Below are 15,918 nucleotides of genomic sequence, written 5' to 3'. Positions count from 1 at the left end.
GAACAGCACCTTCAGTGCCACCGTGGCGCCTCTCTGTCTTGGTCTAGGTGGGGCCGAAGTAGGTTACTGTGCTGCCGCTGAATCGCCGGCGCCATGGGGCACCTGGTTCAGATCCGCATGCGGTGACACCAGGGCGTCGAGTGCGGTCAGGCACAGGTCGACGGCGGCGTCACGAGAAAAGCTCTGCAGCTCAAGCCATTCCAATGCCACTTCGCGCACCAGCGCCAGCCATCCGGACAGCGCCACCGACACCAGATCGCGACCGGACCCCGCGAGGTCCAGGGCGTCCAGTGCGTGGTCGCGCAGCCGGGTGAGTTCGAAGGTGATCGGGCTGCGCACCGCGGGATCGGCGGCTATGGCGCTGCGATTGGCGATCATCATCAGCGTCAGGTTCTGCTCGTAGAACGTGAAGTGCGCGACGAGCGCACTGCGGATCTGGGCCCGCACGGTGTCGACGGCGGTGAAGTGCGAGTCGTGAGCCAGCTTCTCGTGCGCCCGCGCCCAGAGCGCCGCGAACAGTTCCTTCTTGCTGGGGAAGTAGTGGTAGATCAAAGCCCGCGAGATTCCGGCCTGCGCCGCGATGTCCTCCATCGCCACCTGCTCGAACGGCAGGACAGAGAATGCCGCCATCCCGAGATCGAGGATCTGGTCCCGACGTTGCTCGGGGGTCAGCCGGCTCCGTGCCATCTAGGCACTCTAAATCACCAATACCGCGCGCTTTTACCACACAACTGTGCAACACATAGGTCACGAACGCTGTTCGTTGGATGTGAAGCATGGAAACGGCTGCTCATCGCTGTCATACTGCGACAGATTGCCAGGCGGATTTCCCGTGCCCGAGTGGGCTGATAATCCGGCGGGGAACACCAATATGAACCAAGCGCCTGTAACTGTTTGCGGACCGATGGCCGGCGGGAAAGCCGAGCCGCGATGACTGCTGCGCAACAGTTTTCGGCAGCTGATCAGGTCACCCGCGCGCCCGCGAAACGCCCGTCGCGCTTCGCGCCGTCGAATTGGCCGGTCGCCTGGAAAGTTTTCGCCATCGCCTTTGTGCCTTTGGCGCTGGCCGGCACGTTCGGCGGAATGCGCATCTATTCGGGCTGGACGGACGCCGCGGATTTGCGCCGCGCAGCGGACCGCGCCGAAATGGTGCCGGCCATCGAGAACTATATGGCGACGTTCGACGCCGCGATACTGGCCACGTCCACCGGCGGCGACGCGCAACAGGCGCTCAGCGCCTACGACGAGAGCAAACGGCGGCTGCAGCACCGGCTGACGGAGACCGACGTCGCCACCGACGTCGGAACCGGCGTCAAAACCCTGCTCGACGGTGGCCAGGGGCTGCTCAACAAGGTCGCGGCCAACAGCATCGGACTGCGCGAGCGCGTGACGTCGTACGCGCCGCTCCTGCTGACCGCCGAGGACACGATCACCGGTTCGGTACGCATCGACGACGAGAAGATCCGCGCCCAGACGCAGGGCCTGAGCCGGGCCGTCGGCGCCCGCGGTCAGATGATGATGCAGCAGCTGCTCGTCACCCTCGGCGGCGAACTGCCGGACAACGAACTGCGCAGCTCGATGACGACCTTGGCCGGCACCGAGCCGTCGACGTTGTTCGGCATGAGTGAAGTCCTGGGTGTCGGCTCGCCCGAAGCTCAGAAGCTGGCCCAGGAGATGGTCAAGCGGATGTCGATGATGTCCGACCCCAATGTGCCGCTCGTCAACAATCCCGACCTGAGCCAGTCGATCCAGACCACCAGCGGCATCGCCGGCAAGGTGCTCGACAGCGTGTCCGCGACCGTCGTCTCGGCGGTCGACGATCAGGCCAACGCCAAGCGCACCGAAGCCATCCGCGATTCGGCCATCGTCGGCGCCGTGATGGTGCTGGCCCTGCTCATCGTGTTGTACATGGCGCGGACGCTGATCCGGCCGCTGCGGCGACTGCGTACCAGCGCCCTCAAGGTCGCGCACGAAGACCTGGTCCGTGAGCTCGACGAGGTCCGGTCCGGCGCCGACGTCACCGTCCGCCCGCTGCCGGTGCAGAGCACCGAGGAGATCGGGCAGGTTGCGCACGCGGTCGACGAGCTGCACGAACAGGCCGTGCTGCTCGCCGGTGAGCAGGCCCGGCTCCAGCTTCAGGTCAGCGACATGTTCGAGACGCTGTCACGGCGCAGCCGGTCGTTGATCGACCAGCAGCTGACCGTCATCGATCAGTTGGAGCGTGACGAACAGGACCCGCAGCGGCTGGCCAAGCTGTTCCGGCTGGACCACCTGGCCGCGCGGATGCGGCGCAACGGCGCCAACCTGCTGGTGCTGGCCGGCACCAACGTGCCGCACGAACAAGGCGAGCCGGTGCCGGTGACCGCGGTGATCAATGCCGCGGCGTCCGAGGTCGAGGACTACAAACGAGTGGCCATCGTCGCCGCCCCCGACACCGAGATCCACGGTTCGGTCGCAGGCGACCTGGTGCACATGATGGCCGAGCTGCTCGACAACGCGCTGCGGTACTCGCCACCGACGTCGGAGGTGCAGGTCTCCGCGGTGCACGCGCCCAACGGTGCCCTGGTGATCGAGGTCAGCGACGGCGGCCTGGGCATGACCGAAGCCGATCTGCGCATGGCCAACAGCCGTCTGCGCTCGGGCGGCGAGGTCAACACCTACACCGCGCGGCACATGGGCCTGTTCGTGGTCGGCCGGCTGGCCACTCAGCACGGCCTGGTCGTCCGGCTGCGCGACACCGTCGAAGGGGATCCCGACTCGGGCACCACCGCGGGCATCTACGTTCCCGTCGAGCTACAGGCCGGGCTGCCCGCCATCCCGGACTTCGGGACCTACTGGGACGGCTCGTCGACCGCGGAGACCGGCGTGACGGAACTGCCGGGCCTCGGCCCCGACACCGGCGGGTTCGCGACCTTCGGCGCCGTGGCCCAGCCCGTCGCTCAGCCCCCGGCGCCGCCCGCTCCGTCGGTCGAGCCGGCGTACGTGGCGCCCCCGGCCCGTAACGGGTTCGGCGCCGGCCCCGCCGACGCGGGCGACCTCAGCGGCGTCAACCTGCCGCAGCGCAATCCCGGAGCCAGCGGCATCGCCGGCCACACCGAGTCGCCCGTCGAGCGACCCGCACCAGCGCCGACCGACACGTCGTCGTTCTTCGCGGCCCGGGCCCAGACTCCGAACGCGACGCCCGAGCCGGTGCGTCCGGCGCGCGAGCCGGTCCGCCCCGCTGTCCAGCCCGCGCCGCCGGTCCGCCCCGCCCCGACGCCCCAGCCGAGCACCACCGCCGGAAGTGAGGACGCCATCTACCAGAAGATGCTCTCGGAATGGCTGATCGACGATCCCACGCAGTTGGCGAACAGCACCGACCTCGACTGGCAGACGGTGTGGGACCAGGGTTGGTCGGCGGCGGCCGCCGCACAGGACGCGCCGGTCGTCGAGCACACCGAGGCGGGCCTGCCGGTCCGTCAGCCCGGTGCCCGGCTGATCCCCGGTTCGCCCGACGAGGGCGTCCACCCCGAAACCACCGACGAGGGCGCACCGCGGCGGGATCCCGCCGCGGTGCGGGCCAGCATCAGCGGACACTTCGGCGGCGTGCACGCCGGTCGGTCGCAGTCCCGGGACACGGGAGGCCGGTGATGACGCGCACGACCCAGCGCGAGTCGCTGGACTGGCTGGTCACGAAATTCGCCGACGAGGTGTCCGGCGTGGCGCACGCCATCCTGGTGTCGGCCGACGGACTGCTGATGGCCGCGAGCTCGCGGATGCCCACCGAGCGGGCCGACCAGCTCGCCGCCGTCGCCTCCGGGCTGGCCAGTCTGGCCACCGGCGCCTCGCAGCTGTTCGACGGCGGGCACGTGCTGCAGTCCGTGGTCGAGATGGAGCACGGCTACCTGCTGCTGATGCGCGTCGGCGACGGTTCGAACCTCGCGACGCTGGCGACCCGGTCGTGCGACATCGGCCAGATCGGCTACGAGATGGCGATTCTCGTCGAACGCGTCGGGACCGTCGTGCAATCCGCCCGCAGGACCCGATAGGGGACAACCATGGAGCCGACATCTGACGCCTGGGAGTCCGCGTTCACCGCGGAGCAGCCCAGCCTGGTGCGGCCCTACACGCTGACCGCGGGCCGGACCACCACCGAGATCGAGCTGCCCGTGGAAGCGCCGATCTACCCGCTGGCGGCCGCCCCGGCGTCGTACTGGCCCGGCAACGACGTGCGCGGCGAGATCCTCAAACTCGGTTCCACCCGGCCCTCGGTGGCCGAGGTCGCGGCAAAGTTAGCAATACCACTCGGTGTTGCGCGTGTGCTGATCGGCGACCTCGTCACGCAGGGTTATCTTCAAGTACACGCCACGCTCGGCACCACGGCGAGCATCGACGACCGGCGTGAATTGATCGGGAGGACACTGCGTGGCCTACGGGCACTCTGATCGGCACGCCCCCGCGTCGACGAAGATTGTCATCTCGGGTGGGTTCGGTGCCGGTAAGACGACGTTCGTCGGCGCGGTCTCCGAGATCATGCCGCTGCGCACCGAGGCCATCGTCACCAACGCCTCGGTCGGCGTCGACGCCCTCGCCGGCACCCCCGACAAGAACACCACCACGGTGGCCATGGACTTCGGCCGCATCACCCTGGCGGACGACCTGGTGCTCTACCTGTTCGGCACACCGGGGCAGCGCCGGTTCTGGTTCATGTGGGACGACCTGGTGCGCGGCGCCATCGGCGCAATCATCCTGGTCGACGTCCGGCGGCTGCAGGACAGCTTCGCCGCTGTCGACTTCTTCGAGGCGCGCGGTCTGCCGTTCATCATCGCCGTCAACGAATTCGACGGCGCACCAAGGCATCCCGGTCATGCGGTCCGTAAGGCGCTGGCATTGGCCGACCACATCCCGGTCGTCACCGTCGACGCGCGGCAGCGGCAGTCGGCGCGCGACGCGCTCATCACCGTCACCGAATACGCGCTGACGCGGCTGGGCGCCCCGGCCTAACGGGCCAGGTCCCACTGGCCGTAGTCCGCGGCCAGGATGTCGTCCTCGTCGACGTGGATGTCGCCGATCATGGTGCCCGGATCGGACGCCGTCACCACCGTCGCCTGATACAGCACCGCCATCGGCGCGCGGGCTCCGCCGGACCAGGCTCGCGTCTGCCAGGCCCACCGATGTCCGGGCGTGGAGGAGCGGCCGATGACACCGTCGTCGGCCGCCCAGGTGACCTGACGGGCGCCGCCGTAGATGCCGGTGCGCTGCACCCCGAGCACCGAATTGATGCCCTTGAACCATTGCAGCGCAACGTTTTTCCACGTGTCGGCGGAGATGTCCTCGTCGACGCTGAAGAAGATCGGCGCCGTGTCCGGGCCACCGGCAGCCCCATGCAGGCGCAGCGCGGTGCGGGCGTCGGCCACGCCGCCGTCGAAGCCGCGGGTGTAGTCCGACGGGCTGTTGACCCAGCCCGGCTTGCCGTACTGGTAGACGCTCACCACCTGCAGGCCCGAGGCCCGCAGCGCATCGGTGTAGCCGCGGCTGACGGGCTTGAAGTCGAAGGTGGCGCCCGGCCGTAGTTCCGACACGTAGACGATGACGCCGGTGTAGCCGGCGGCGACCACCTGGTCGACGGGCACCTGGAGATGTGTGAAGTCGATCAGTTTGCCGTTGCCGGCGGAGCCGACGGGTTTGCCGTTGTCGGCCAAGGCAATCGGCGTGCTCAGTGACGCGGTCAGTCCGGCTGCGGTCAGCGTCAGGAAACCACGTCTCGACAGGCGGTCAGCGGGGCGTGCCATGTCTGCCATGGGGGCTATCGTACGAACACGTGACGGTTCCCGACGAGCACTGGCAAGACACGGAATTCACCGGAGTCGTCTTTCGCGACGAATACGACGGGGACCTGAGCCGGCTGCGCACCGAGCGGGTCGTCTTCACCGACTGCGACTTCAGCGGCGTCGACCTCACCGAATCCGAGCATTCGGGCTCGGCGTTCCGCAACTGCACCTTCCGGCGGACACGGCTGGCGCACAGCACGTTCCGGCACTGCACCTTGCTGGGGTCGACGTTCACCGAGTGCTCGATGCGGCCCATCACCATGATCGAGGTCGACCTGCGGCTCGCGGTGCTGGCCGGCTGCGATCTGCGTGCGGTGGACCTGACCGACTGCCGGTTGTCCGAGGCCTCGCTGGTCGGCACCGACCTGCGCAAGGCCGTGCTGCGCGCCGCCGATCTGCGCGGCGCACGAGTGCAGGACGCGAAGTTCGAGCAGGCGGATCTGCGCGCCGCCCGGACCGATGCGACGTTCTGGACCACGGCCGGGTTGCGGGGCGCCCGCATCGACGTCGACCAGGCCATCGCCTACGCCGTCGCCCACGGGCTGGATTTGTCCAGCTAGTCCGTCAGTCCGCTTTGAGGCGGATACGCCAGCGCACGAAGCCGAGATAGACCGCCGAGAGCAGCAGCAGGGCGCCGATGTCGGTCCACCACGCGCCGGTGGTGTGATGCCAGAATTTGTCATTGGGCAGCACCGGCTCAGGCACCAATCTGGTCAGATCGATGGTCGACGCCGACGACGCGAAGCCCCACCGCGCCGGGGTGAGCCAGGACAATTGATCGAGCACCACTCGGCCGGTCACCGGAATCAAGCCGCCCGAGAACACCAACTGGCTCATCACGGCCACGACGAGCAGCGGCATGATCTGCTCGGCGGATTTGGCCAGACCGGACAACGCCAGACCGGTCATGGCCGCGGCCACACACGTCATCGAGATATCGACGAACATCTCGATGCTGCGGCTGGGTATCACCGAACCATTGGTGACCGACCCCGCGCCCCAGCCCTTGCCGATGATCGTGATGGCCACGACGATCGAGGACTGCACGACGGCGAAGGCAGTGAACACCGCAACCTTGGCCGCCAGGTAGGCGGTGGTCGAGAGGCCGACGGCCTGTTCCCGACGGAAGATCGCCCGCTCACCGATCAGCGCGCGAATGGTCAGCGCGGTGCCCATGAAGATGGCGCCGACGTTCATCATCACCAGGATCTGGCCGGGTTCGCTCGGGGCGGCGCCGAAATCGGGTGGGCCGGCCGGGAGTGGTTTACCGAAGCCCACACCGGATTTGTTCGGGCCGCCGCCGGGCACCGATAGGGACAGCACACCCATGATGAACGGCAAGAACAGCAGGAACGCGGTGTAGGCGCGGTCGGCCAGGATCAGCTTCACCTGCCGTCGGGCGATGGTGGAGAACTGCCGCAGCAGCGACGTCTTCGCCGGCGCACCCAGATCGGCCGGTGTTGCCGCGGCCGGCTGCGGGGGCGGCGGCCCGGAGCGCTGCAGGAATTGCTGGTGGGCCGCCTCCGGATCGCCGGCCACCGACGAGAAGATGTCGGCCCAGTTGGTGGTGCCCAGCTCGGGCCCGATCTGACTCGGCGGGCCGCAGAACGCCGTCATGCCGCCGGGCGCCAACAGCAGCACCTGATCGCAGACGTCCAGGTAGGTCAGCGAGTGCGTGACCACGAGAACGACACGACCGGCATCGGCCAGCTGGCGCAGCATCGTCATCACCTGGCGGTCGAGTGCCGGGTCCAGGCCCGAGGTCGGCTCATCCAGGATCAGCAACGACGGCCCCGTCAGCAGCTCGAGCGCCACGGAGGCACGTTTGCGCTGACCGCCGGACAGCTTCGCCACCCGGGTGTCCAGATGCTTCGTCATCTCGAGCTCTTCGAGCACCTGCATGACGACCTGTTCGCGGTCTTCCTTCGTGGTGTCCGGCGGCAGTCGCAGCTCGGCGGCGTACATCAGGGCCTGCCGGACGGTCAGATCACCGTGCACCACGTCGTCCTGCGGCACCATGCCGATCCGGGATCGCAGCGAGGCGTACTCGGCGTGGATGTCGTGGCCCTCGAAGGTGACGGTGCCACTGGTCGGGTGGGTCAGGCCGGCGACCTGCTTGGAGAACGTCGACTTGCCGGCGCCGGACGGGCCGATCACCGCGGTCAGCGTGCCGGGGCGGGCGTCCAGCGAGATGTTGTTCAGCAGGGTCTTGTTGCCCTCGATGGTCCATGTCAGGCCGTGGACCTCGAGGCCGCCGGTGCGGGTGTCGGCGGTGGTGACCGTGCGGCGGGCCAAAGTGCCGCCGCTGTAGACGAGGTCGACGTTACCGATGGTGACGGTGTCGCCGTCCCGCAGCATCGCTTCTTCGACCCGCTGGCCGTTGACGAACGTGCCGTTGATGCTGCGGTTGTCGATGATCTGCGCGCCGCCGCCGGCGGACGGCACCAACGTCGCGTGGTGCCGCGACGCCAGGACGTCGGGGATGACGATGTCGTTGTCGGTACCGCGACCGATCTTGATGGCGCCGGCCGGCACGTCGGCGTTGCGGCCGGGCCGCAGGATCTTGAGCATCGTCGTGCCGAGGTTGTTCTCGCTGGGCCGCGCGACGGCGGTCGGCCCGAACTGGGTGGCAGGCGAGCTCGACTCTTCAGGAACGACGCGCGCCGGCGCCGGCCGCGACATCGGCGCCGACGGCGGCGCGTACTGCTGGGGGCCGGTCGGGTAGCGCGGTGGCTGTTGCTGGCCATACTGCGGCTGCGGGCCACTCGGATACTGCGGCTGCGGACCCGACGGGCTGAAGGTCTGCGGACCGCTCGGGTAGCGCTGCTGTGCCGCCGACGGCGGCGTGTACGGCTGCTGGCTGGGCCAGGTCGCGCTGGGCCGGTGGTTGGTCGACGGCGTGGGGGCGACGGGCATGGACGTCGTCGGCGGCGTGCCGGCCGGGCCCAGGTGCTGGCCGACCTCGAAGGTCAGCAGCGGTCCGTCGGGGTTACCGATGTTCACCGCCGAGCCGTTGTGCAGATCGGCGGCCGGGACACGCTGCCCGTTGACGTACATGCCGTTGAGGCTGCCGTTGTCGACCGCGACCCAGCGGCCGTGATCGAAACGCAGCATCAGGTGTGCGCGCGAGATCAGCGGGTGGGCGACGCGGAAGTCGGCGCGCAGATCGCGGCCGACGACGACGTCGTTTCCCGGGGCGAACGTGCGCGTGGTGGCGTCATGGCGAACGGTTAGCGCTGGCAGTGCGGCTGGTCCAGTCATCGAAGGCAACTCTATCCGTTGCCGGGGACTTTCCTGGGGACCAGCCGGGTCAGTACGGCTTGCCGGTCACTACGCAGTGGGTCCGGGTGTAGATGGTGGGCATGCACAGATTGCAGTGTGTGCAGCCTGATTTCGTGGTGTTGTCGGCCTGGATGCGGCCCAGCAGGTCAGGTTCGGCCAGCAGGGCCCGGCCCATCGCGACGAACTCGAACCCCTCGGCCATGGCCAGATCCATCGTCTGGCGGTTGGTGATGCCACCCAGCAGGATCAACGGCATCGACAGCTCGGCCCGGAACTGGCGGGCCTGCTCGAGCAGGAACGCCTCCCGGTACGGGTATTCACGGAAGAACCGGTGCCCACTCATCCGGATGCCCCAACGCAGCGGGGGCTTGAAGTTCGCGGCGAACTCCTTGACCGGGGCGTCCCCACGGAACAGGTACATCGGGTTCACCAGCGAACTGCCGGCGGTCAGCTCCAGGGCATCGAGGTTGCCGTCCTCTTGCAGCCACGTCGCGGTCTGCAGGGATTCGTCGATAGGGATGCCGCCGCGCACGCCGTCGGTCATGGTCAGTTTGGCGATCACCGCGATCTGATCCCCGACCGCCTCACGTACCGCGGCCACGGTGCCGCGGGCCACCTTGGCCCGGTTGGCCAGGGTGCCGCCGAACTCGTCGCGGCGCTTGTTGATCAACGGCGACAGGAACGAGGAGGCGAAGTAGTTGTGGCCCAAGTGGACTTCGACGGCGTCGAACCCGGCGTCGATCGCGAGTGTGGCGGCGTTCGCGTGTGCGGCCATCACCGCGTCGATGTCGGCGCGGGTGGCTTTTTTGGCGAAGCGCATCGACAGCGGGTTGAAGAACCGCACCGGGGCCAGGGCGTGGGCTTTGTTGGTGCGGGGGTTGGCGACCGGGCCGGCGTGCCCGATCTGCGCGCTGATCGCCGCCCCCTCGCCGTGCACCGCATCAGTGAGTCTGCGCAGCCCGGGCACGGCCTCGGGGCGCATCCACAACTGCCACCCATCGGTGCGCCCGCCCGGGGACACCGCGCAATAGGCGACCGTGGTCATCCCCACCCCACCGGCGGCGGGCAGCCGGTGATAGCGGATCAGATCGTCGGTGACCAGCGCGTCCGGGGTCGCCGCCTCGAACGTCGCCGCCTTGATCACCCGGTTCCGCAACGTGATCGGACCGAGCTTGGCCGCACTGAAGACGTCAGTGGACACATTGGGCTGGGTGTTCACTTCCGCAGCTGACCACGCCGTCCTGGGTGGTGTCAACGGCGGTTCCCGCGGGCCTGACACAATGTTCCTCGTGGGTGCAATCACGCTGGACGGCAAGGCCACACGCGACGAGATCTTCACTGACCTGACCAAGCGGGTGGCGGCCTTGACTGCTGCCGGCCGGACGCCGGGTCTGGGCACGGTGCTGGTCGGCGACGACCCGGGCTCACACGCCTACGTGCGCGGCAAGCACGCCGACTGCGCCAAGGTCGGCATAAACTCGATCCGCCGGGACCTGCCCGCCGACATCAGTCAGGCCGAGCTGAACGCCGTCATCGACGAGCTGAACGCCAACCCGGAGTGCACGGGCTACATCGTGCAGCTGCCGCTGCCCAAGCATCTCGACGAGAACGCCGCGCTGGAGCGCATCGACCCCGACAAGGACGCCGACGGGCTGCACCCGACCAATCTGGGTCGGTTGGTGCTGAACGAGCCCGCACCGCTGCCGTGCACGCCGCGCGGCATCGTGCACCTGCTGCGCCGTTTCGAGGTGCCGATCGCCGGTGCGCATGTCGTGGTGATAGGCCGCGGCGTCACCGTGGGCCGGCCGATGGGCCTGCTGCTCACGCGGCGTTCGGAGAACGCGACAGTGACGTTGTGCCACACCGGAACTCGTGATCTGCCGGCGCTGACCCGGCAGGCCGACATCATCATCGCGGCGGTCGGTGTGCCGCACATGCTGACTGCCGACATGGTCAAGCCGGGCGCGGCCGTCGTCGACGTGGGTGTCAGCCGGGTCGACGGCAAGCTCGCCGGCGACGTCCACCCCGACGTGTGGGAGGTCGCCGGTCACGTGTCGCCCAACCCCGGTGGTGTCGGACCGCTGACCCGGGCCTTCCTGCTGGCCAACGTGGTCGAGGCTGAAGAGGCGAAACTGTCTTGACCGCAAAGGAATTCGCCCGGAAGGTATTCGCCGGCCAATGGCCGATCCTGTCGGTGGGCGTGTTCTTCGTGGTGGCTTTCGCGTTGGTGGTCGGCGGCTACTGGCGCCGCGGCGCGCTCGTGATGGCGATCGGCGTCGGGATCGCGGCGGTCATGCGGCTGTTGCTGACCGATGACCGTGCCGGCCTGCTCGTGGTGCGCAGCCGGATCATCGACGTCGCGACAACAGCGTCGGTCAGCGCCGTCATGCTGTACGTGGCGTGGACCATCAATCCGTTGGGCACGGCCTAGCTTTTGGCCCGAGGCCGGTGCCTCACGCCGTCGGGAGCAGCGCGACCGGGCCGTCCTTGCGCAGCTGTGCCGGGGTGACCCCGAACCAGCGCTTGACCGACCTCGTCATGGACGACTGTTCGGAGTAGCCGAGGACGGCCGCGACCTGGCTCAGGGGCAGCTCGGTTTCGAGCAGCAACCGGCGCGTCGCCGACCGGTAGACGTCGGCCCGGATGTCCTCGAACGTGGCGTGCTCGTCTGACAGTCGCCGCTGCAACGTCCGCGGATGCATGTTGAGCAGATCGGCGATCTCCGCCTTGGTGCCCCGGTTGGCTCCGATGGTGCTCTTCAGTGTGCGCTGCACACGTTCCGAAAGGCTTTGTCCGGCTGCGGGATAACGGGTGGCGATGTACGCGATCGCCTGGCTGCGGAGGTGCGGCTTGATGGACTGGATTCGGGCGTGCAGCAGATCGCGCTCCAAATGTATCGCCGCGTAGGGCTGTTCGAAAGCGACAGGCGCATCGAAATGGGCACGGTAGGCGCTGCGCGCTCCGACCGGCGAGTGTGGGAGGGATACGCCCTGCAGGCGCAGTGGAATTGGCGAAAGACTCTGTGCCATCCGGTATGTCGACGACAGGTACGCATCGATCAACTGCCGCTGTGGGACCGCGCGCTCGAGTTGGACGTCGAAACGCACCGTGATGCAGCCGGGCAGGTGCGGGCTGGGGTCCTCGATGACCAACTCGTAGCAGGGGCTGTGAAAGAACAGATACCGGGATGCGTTGGCCGTCGCCTCGTACACCGTGTCGCTGTTCTGCACGACGACGGCGAGCAGGCCCAATATCGACAGGTCCTGACGGCTGCCCAGCCGGAGGCCGAGCGTGGGCAGCCGGTGCTGCCGGGCGGCGTTCTCGAGGAGGAGCGCGACGGCGTCGAGGGGGACCATCGTCTCGGCATCGTGCAATGCATCCGGGTCCAGCCCGCTCTGCCGGTACAACCGGTCGGGATCGCCGGAGAGTTCGCGGATGAACGGGGCGAAGTCCTGCAGCACGCCGGCTCTGATCGACTCGTCCACGTTCGTCAGTGTCGAAATCCGTGTCTCGATATGTCAAGAGCGACTTCCCGGCCGCACCGAAGATCACACTGTGAACTTCGATGAGTACCGCACATACGACGCCACCGGGCTGGCGAAGCTGGTTGCCGACAAAGAGGTGTCGCCGGCGGAATTGCTGACGCTGGCCCGGGACCGGGCTGCGGCAGTGAATCCCAAGATCAATGCCATCGTCCGTGATGTGCCCGCCGCGTTGCCGTCGGACGAGCTCAGTGGTCCATTTGCGGGTGTGCCGTTCCTGATCAAGGACCTGGCGCAGGACTACGCGGGCTTGCCGAGCTCACACGGCTCCCGTTCGTTGAAGTCGTTGCCGGCCACGGAACACGCGACCATCGTGCAGCGCTGGCTCGACGCCGGGTTGGTGATATTCGGCAAGACCAACCTGCCGGAGTTCGGGGCGAAGGCCATTTCCGAACCCGAGGTCTGGGGACCCGCGCGCAATCCATGGGATCTGACGCGAACCCCGGGCGGCTCGTCGGGCGGCTCGGCCGCCGCGGTCGCCGCGGGAATCGTGCCCTGCGCCGGTGCCAACGACGGTGGCGGATCAACGCGCATCCCAGCGGCCTGCTGCGGACTGGTCGGGCTGAAGCCCGGACGCGGGCTGACCCCCTTCGGCCCCGGCAGCGGCGAGATGATGCACGGCGCAGCGGTGCAGGGGGTGGTCTCGCGGACGGTGCGCGACACCGCCGCGATGTTCGACGTCATCAGCGGCGGCGAGCCCAGCGGGGCCTATGTGCCGGGGATGCCGACGACGTCGTTCGCGTCGGCTGTGGGTGAGCGCCCGGCGAAACTGCGGATCGGCGTCCGGGTGCCCGCGGCGATCACGCCGACGCCGCACCCTGAGGCGTTCGCAGCGGTGGAGGCGACTGTGCGCACCCTGACCGAGCTCGGCCACCACGTGGAGGAGTTGCCGCAGGCGCCGTTCGACGACGGTTGAGTTGGCGCGGGACTTCCTGCTCACCTGGTTTGTGTTTCTGGCGTGGGAGGTCGCCGATGCCAAGCGGCTGACGGGTGCGGGCGACGATGCGTTCGAGCGCGAGACGCTGATCATGGCGGCGCTCGGACGCGCGACCAGCAGCGTCGACTACGTGGCCGCTGTGCAACGGCGCCACGACCATGCCCGCCGGCTCACCACGTTCTTCGAGTCCTACGACCTGCTACTGACGCCGACGCTGGCGACGCCGCCCCCGAAGATCGGCGAGTTCGACTTACCGGCCGCCCTGCGGCCCGCGGTCGACGTGTTGCTCAAGACCCGCACCGCATCCTTCCTGCGATACACGAAGATCGTCGACGACATGGTGGAGAAGAACCTGGGCTGGGTGCCGTATACGCAGTTGGCGAACCTGACCGGCCGCCCGGCCATCTCGTTGCCGCTGCACTGGACCGCCGACGGGCTGCCGCTCGGTGTCCAGTTCGTGGCTCCGCTCGGAGGTGAATCGCTGCTCATCAAGCTGGCCGCTCAACTCGAGGAGGCGATGCCCTGGGCCGACCGCGTCGCCCCGATCTAGCGGCGACGCGTTCATGTCGCACTCGCGCGGGGAATTGAATCGGACTAAAGTCCGTTTAATTCGGTCGAGTCATTCCGACCGTGAAACTTCAGCCCTGAGGAGCGCAACATGAACACCGCACTGTGGATCGTCGCCGGCGTACTGGCCTTCGTCTTCGCCGGAAGCGGCATCATGAAGCTGGTCCTTCCCAAGGAGAAGCTGGTCGCGCAGGGCCTCGGCGGACTCGCCGACGTGGACCCGAACGCCATCCGCGGTATCGGCGCGGCCGAAGTGGCCGGCGCGATCGGCCTGATCGTGCCGCCGCTCGTGCACATCCTCCCGGTACTCACCCCGCTGGCCGCCCTCGGCCTGGCGGTGGTCATGGTCGGCGCGATCGTCGTGCACGGCCGGCGCAAGGAGTACCCGAATGTCGCCGTCAACGTGGTGCTGCTGGGTCTGGCACTGTTCGTCGCCTGGGGCCGGTTCGGCGCCTACGCCTTCTGATCTCTGGGATTTGTGCACGGTTTTCCGCGGTAGCCGCGGAAAACCGTGCACAAATCGCTGTCAGTGACCGCCCGCGCGGGCGAGCCGATCTTCGTGAATCTGCACCAGCTCGCGGAAACCGAGCCGGTGGTAGTGCGGCACCGGCTGCACGCCCCAGGTGTCCTGGGCGGTTTTCTGCCCGGTCGCCTCGGCAGGCCCACCGAATGGCGCACCTGAAAAGTCGTAGGGGAACTTGCATTCCACGGTGTCGTCGGAGTAGCGCACCTTCATCAGCTCGCTGCAGATCTCTCGGAACGACAACGTCGGCCAGCCGTACCAGACGGCCAGCGCCGGCATGGTGAACGACCCCTCGATGACGAGGCCGAACAGGCAGATGAAGAGCCCGCGCTTGAGCCACTTGTGCATGTTGGCGTAGACGGGTGTGGTGCCCAAGGGGAGGGCCGGCGTGGATTCGGCTTCGGTGGTGGTCATGGAATTCCTTTAGTCGCTGAAGATTTCGCGATTGACGGTGTGCAGATACGGGATGGCCAGGAACGGCGTGATGTAGAAGATGTCGTACAACCACCAGCCGACGACGGGGAAAACCACACCGGCGTAACGGATGTCGGCGAACATCGTCATGTTGAACGTGTAACCGATCCAGATGACGATGCCGAACCAGCAGGTGATGATGAGCCATTGGTGCCCCCACCGCTTCATCTGCAGGAACGCGATTCCGGCTGCGATGCGCATGGTGAACACCGTCAGGATCAGCGCCACCTCCCAGGCTTTTTCGCCCGGCGCGCCGGCCCCACCGATCCACAATTCGTTGTAGTGCCAGAAGTATCCGGCGTCGAACATGTTGCCCCACGCCGTGATGATGGTGCGGTTCAGCAGCGTGTGATTGGCCAGCAGATCCAACGACCACCCGATGCTGTTGAGCGCGGCGTCGAGAATCACCAGATAGCCGATCAGCGTCACGATGATCGGCCGCACCGACAGCCCGGCCTTCTGTGCCCGCCGCTGCAGCCAGACGCCCCGCAGGAAGAACGGCAGCCCGACGAAGCCGATGAACATCGATCCCATCAACAGGGTGCCGGTGATGAGCCAGCGGTCGGCTTGTCGTTGCGCCAGCCGGGATTCGTCGTGGTGCTGGTCGTAGCTGACGGCCGGGACTGCTGTCGTACTCACAGTGACCACCAGCCACGGACGATCGACATGTGCAGTTGGATCAGGAACATCGCCAATAGCCAGCCGTAGGCGAACAGCTGGAAGACGATCAGTGCCCGTTTGCGTTTGCGGTCCTGCTCATTCATGGCCGTGAAACTCCTTTTC

Annotated in this window: 16 protein-coding genes and 1 pseudogene; 9 read left to right on the top strand and 8 right to left on the bottom strand. The window is 67.7% G+C overall.

What is annotated here, in order from left to right:
- Positions 1 to 63: 63 nt before the first annotated feature.
- Entirely contained in the window at positions 64 to 687 is a 624-nt protein-coding gene (locus tag ACJEIK_RS21405) for a TetR/AcrR family transcriptional regulator (protein WP_409430249.1), read from the bottom strand.
- Positions 688 to 930: 243 nt separating this feature from the next.
- On the opposite strand from ACJEIK_RS21405, the gene ACJEIK_RS21400 reads away from it, so the two are divergent.
- The 4 genes from ACJEIK_RS21400 to ACJEIK_RS21385 are packed head-to-tail and all read left to right on the top strand — an operon-like array spanning position 931 to position 4,983.
- Entirely contained in the window at positions 931 to 3,630 is a 2,700-nt protein-coding gene (locus ACJEIK_RS21400) for an ATP-binding protein (RefSeq protein ID WP_409430248.1), read from the top strand.
- Positions 3,630 to 4,028 (top strand): roadblock/LC7 domain-containing protein, encoded by a 399-nt coding sequence (locus tag ACJEIK_RS21395; RefSeq protein ID WP_061001428.1) that lies wholly within the window; start codon positions 3,630 to 3,632, stop codon positions 4,026 to 4,028. Before ACJEIK_RS21400 ends, ACJEIK_RS21395 begins: the two co-directional genes overlap by 1 nt.
- Positions 4,029 to 4,037: 9 nt before the next feature.
- Positions 4,038 to 4,424, top strand: coding sequence for a DUF742 domain-containing protein (locus ACJEIK_RS21390; protein WP_409430247.1), 387 nt, complete (start codon positions 4,038 to 4,040; stop codon positions 4,422 to 4,424).
- The gene (locus tag ACJEIK_RS21385) at positions 4,405 to 4,983 is read left to right on the top strand and encodes a GTP-binding protein (protein WP_061001426.1); all 579 of its coding nucleotides are present in this window, start codon (positions 4,405 to 4,407) and stop codon (positions 4,981 to 4,983) included. Before ACJEIK_RS21390 ends, ACJEIK_RS21385 begins: the two co-directional genes overlap by 20 nt.
- On the opposite strand, the gene ACJEIK_RS21380 is transcribed toward ACJEIK_RS21385, so the two are convergent.
- Positions 4,980 to 5,780, bottom strand: coding sequence for a DUF1906 domain-containing protein (locus ACJEIK_RS21380; RefSeq protein ID WP_409430246.1), 801 nt, complete (start codon positions 5,778 to 5,780; stop codon positions 4,980 to 4,982). The genes ACJEIK_RS21385 and ACJEIK_RS21380 overlap by 4 nt on opposite strands.
- A gap of 20 nt (positions 5,781 to 5,800) precedes the next feature.
- Between ACJEIK_RS21380 and ACJEIK_RS21375 the strand changes: the two genes are divergently transcribed.
- Entirely contained in the window at positions 5,801 to 6,370 is a 570-nt protein-coding gene (locus ACJEIK_RS21375; protein WP_061001424.1) for a pentapeptide repeat-containing protein, read from the top strand.
- Positions 6,371 to 6,374: 4 nt separating this feature from the next.
- Here ACJEIK_RS21375 and ACJEIK_RS21370 read toward each other — a convergent pair whose 3' ends face one another.
- Both ACJEIK_RS21370 and ACJEIK_RS21365 read right to left on the bottom strand, forming a co-directional pair.
- The gene (locus ACJEIK_RS21370; protein ID WP_133428133.1) at positions 6,375 to 9,071 is read right to left on the bottom strand and encodes an FHA domain-containing protein; all 2,697 of its coding nucleotides are present in this window, start codon (positions 9,069 to 9,071) and stop codon (positions 6,375 to 6,377) included.
- A 49-nt stretch (positions 9,072 to 9,120) separates the two neighbouring features.
- Positions 9,121 to 10,311 (bottom strand): NADH:flavin oxidoreductase, encoded by a 1,191-nt coding sequence (locus tag ACJEIK_RS21365; RefSeq protein ID WP_409430245.1) that lies wholly within the window; start codon positions 10,309 to 10,311, stop codon positions 9,121 to 9,123.
- Positions 10,312 to 10,381: 70 nt separating this feature from the next.
- Here ACJEIK_RS21365 and ACJEIK_RS21360 point away from each other — a divergent pair, with 70 nt between their 5' ends.
- The gene (locus tag ACJEIK_RS21360) at positions 10,382 to 11,233 is read left to right on the top strand and encodes a bifunctional methylenetetrahydrofolate dehydrogenase/methenyltetrahydrofolate cyclohydrolase (protein ID WP_029105851.1); all 852 of its coding nucleotides are present in this window, start codon (positions 10,382 to 10,384) and stop codon (positions 11,231 to 11,233) included.
- The gene (locus tag ACJEIK_RS21355; protein ID WP_020104182.1) at positions 11,230 to 11,523 is read left to right on the top strand and encodes a DUF3017 domain-containing protein; all 294 of its coding nucleotides are present in this window, start codon (positions 11,230 to 11,232) and stop codon (positions 11,521 to 11,523) included. The genes ACJEIK_RS21360 and ACJEIK_RS21355 overlap by 4 nt, the downstream gene beginning before the upstream one ends.
- A 22-nt stretch (positions 11,524 to 11,545) precedes the next feature.
- Here ACJEIK_RS21355 and ACJEIK_RS21350 read toward each other — a convergent pair whose 3' ends face one another.
- Entirely contained in the window at positions 11,546 to 12,577 is a 1,032-nt protein-coding gene (locus tag ACJEIK_RS21350) for an AraC family transcriptional regulator (RefSeq protein ID WP_064860845.1), read from the bottom strand.
- Between the two features lie 70 nt (positions 12,578 to 12,647).
- Here ACJEIK_RS21350 and ACJEIK_RS21345 point away from each other — a divergent pair.
- Together ACJEIK_RS21345 and ACJEIK_RS21340 are read left to right on the top strand one after the other, a co-directional pair.
- A pseudogene (locus ACJEIK_RS21345) lies at positions 12,648 to 14,121 on the top strand (amidase).
- Between the two features lie 108 nt (positions 14,122 to 14,229).
- Complete coding sequence (locus tag ACJEIK_RS21340; protein WP_061004791.1) at positions 14,230 to 14,604, top strand: DoxX family protein; 375 nt, start codon at positions 14,230 to 14,232, stop codon at positions 14,602 to 14,604.
- A gap of 60 nt (positions 14,605 to 14,664) precedes the next feature.
- On the opposite strand, the gene ACJEIK_RS21335 is transcribed toward ACJEIK_RS21340, so the two are convergent.
- From ACJEIK_RS21335 to ACJEIK_RS21325, 3 genes are read right to left on the bottom strand one after another with little or no spacing between them, the layout of a single operon-like run.
- Positions 14,665 to 15,075, bottom strand: a complete 411-nt coding sequence (locus ACJEIK_RS21335) for a hypothetical protein (protein WP_061004789.1) — start codon at positions 15,073 to 15,075, stop codon at positions 14,665 to 14,667.
- 9 nt (positions 15,076 to 15,084) lie between these two features.
- The gene (locus tag ACJEIK_RS21330) at positions 15,085 to 15,774 is read right to left on the bottom strand and encodes a hypothetical protein (protein WP_244602186.1); all 690 of its coding nucleotides are present in this window, start codon (positions 15,772 to 15,774) and stop codon (positions 15,085 to 15,087) included.
- Positions 15,771 to 15,899: a hypothetical protein gene (locus ACJEIK_RS21325; RefSeq protein ID WP_256370088.1), complete on the bottom strand. Its 129-nt coding sequence runs from the start codon at positions 15,897 to 15,899 to the stop codon at positions 15,771 to 15,773. The genes ACJEIK_RS21330 and ACJEIK_RS21325 overlap by 4 nt, the downstream gene beginning before the upstream one ends.
- Positions 15,900 to 15,918 lie beyond the last annotated feature (19 nt).

It is taken from the genome of Mycobacterium sp. SMC-16, assembly GCF_046250085.1.
In the GTDB taxonomy this organism is placed as follows: Bacteria; Actinomycetota; Actinomycetes; order Mycobacteriales; family Mycobacteriaceae; genus Mycobacterium; species Mycobacterium phocaicum.
Note: the sequence above shows the minus strand (reverse complement) of the source record. Positions and strands in the feature narration are given on the sequence as shown.

What these genes read in the sequence shown, in the direction of transcription:
- ACJEIK_RS21405 (WP_409430249.1), bottom strand. Translation starts at nt 687, where the DNA reads ATGGCACGGAGCCGGCTGACCCCCGAGCAACGTCGGGACCAGATCCTC.
- ACJEIK_RS21400 (WP_409430248.1), top strand. Translation starts at nt 931, where the DNA reads ATGACTGCTGCGCAACAGTTTTCGGCAGCTGATCAGGTCACCCGCGCG.
- ACJEIK_RS21395 (WP_061001428.1), top strand. Translation starts at nt 3,630, where the DNA reads ATGACGCGCACGACCCAGCGCGAGTCGCTGGACTGGCTGGTCACGAAA.
- ACJEIK_RS21390 (WP_409430247.1), top strand. Translation starts at nt 4,038, where the DNA reads ATGGAGCCGACATCTGACGCCTGGGAGTCCGCGTTCACCGCGGAGCAG.
- ACJEIK_RS21380 (WP_409430246.1), bottom strand. Translation starts at nt 5,780, where the DNA reads ATGGCAGACATGGCACGCCCCGCTGACCGCCTGTCGAGACGTGGTTTC.
- ACJEIK_RS21370 (WP_133428133.1), bottom strand. Translation starts at nt 9,071, where the DNA reads ATGACTGGACCAGCCGCACTGCCAGCGCTAACCGTTCGCCATGACGCC.
- ACJEIK_RS21340 (WP_061004791.1), top strand. Translation starts at nt 14,230, where the DNA reads ATGAACACCGCACTGTGGATCGTCGCCGGCGTACTGGCCTTCGTCTTC.
- ACJEIK_RS21335 (WP_061004789.1), bottom strand. Translation starts at nt 15,075, where the DNA reads ATGACCACCACCGAAGCCGAATCCACGCCGGCCCTCCCCTTGGGCACC.
- ACJEIK_RS21325 (WP_256370088.1), bottom strand. Translation starts at nt 15,899, where the DNA reads ATGAATGAGCAGGACCGCAAACGCAAACGGGCACTGATCGTCTTCCAG.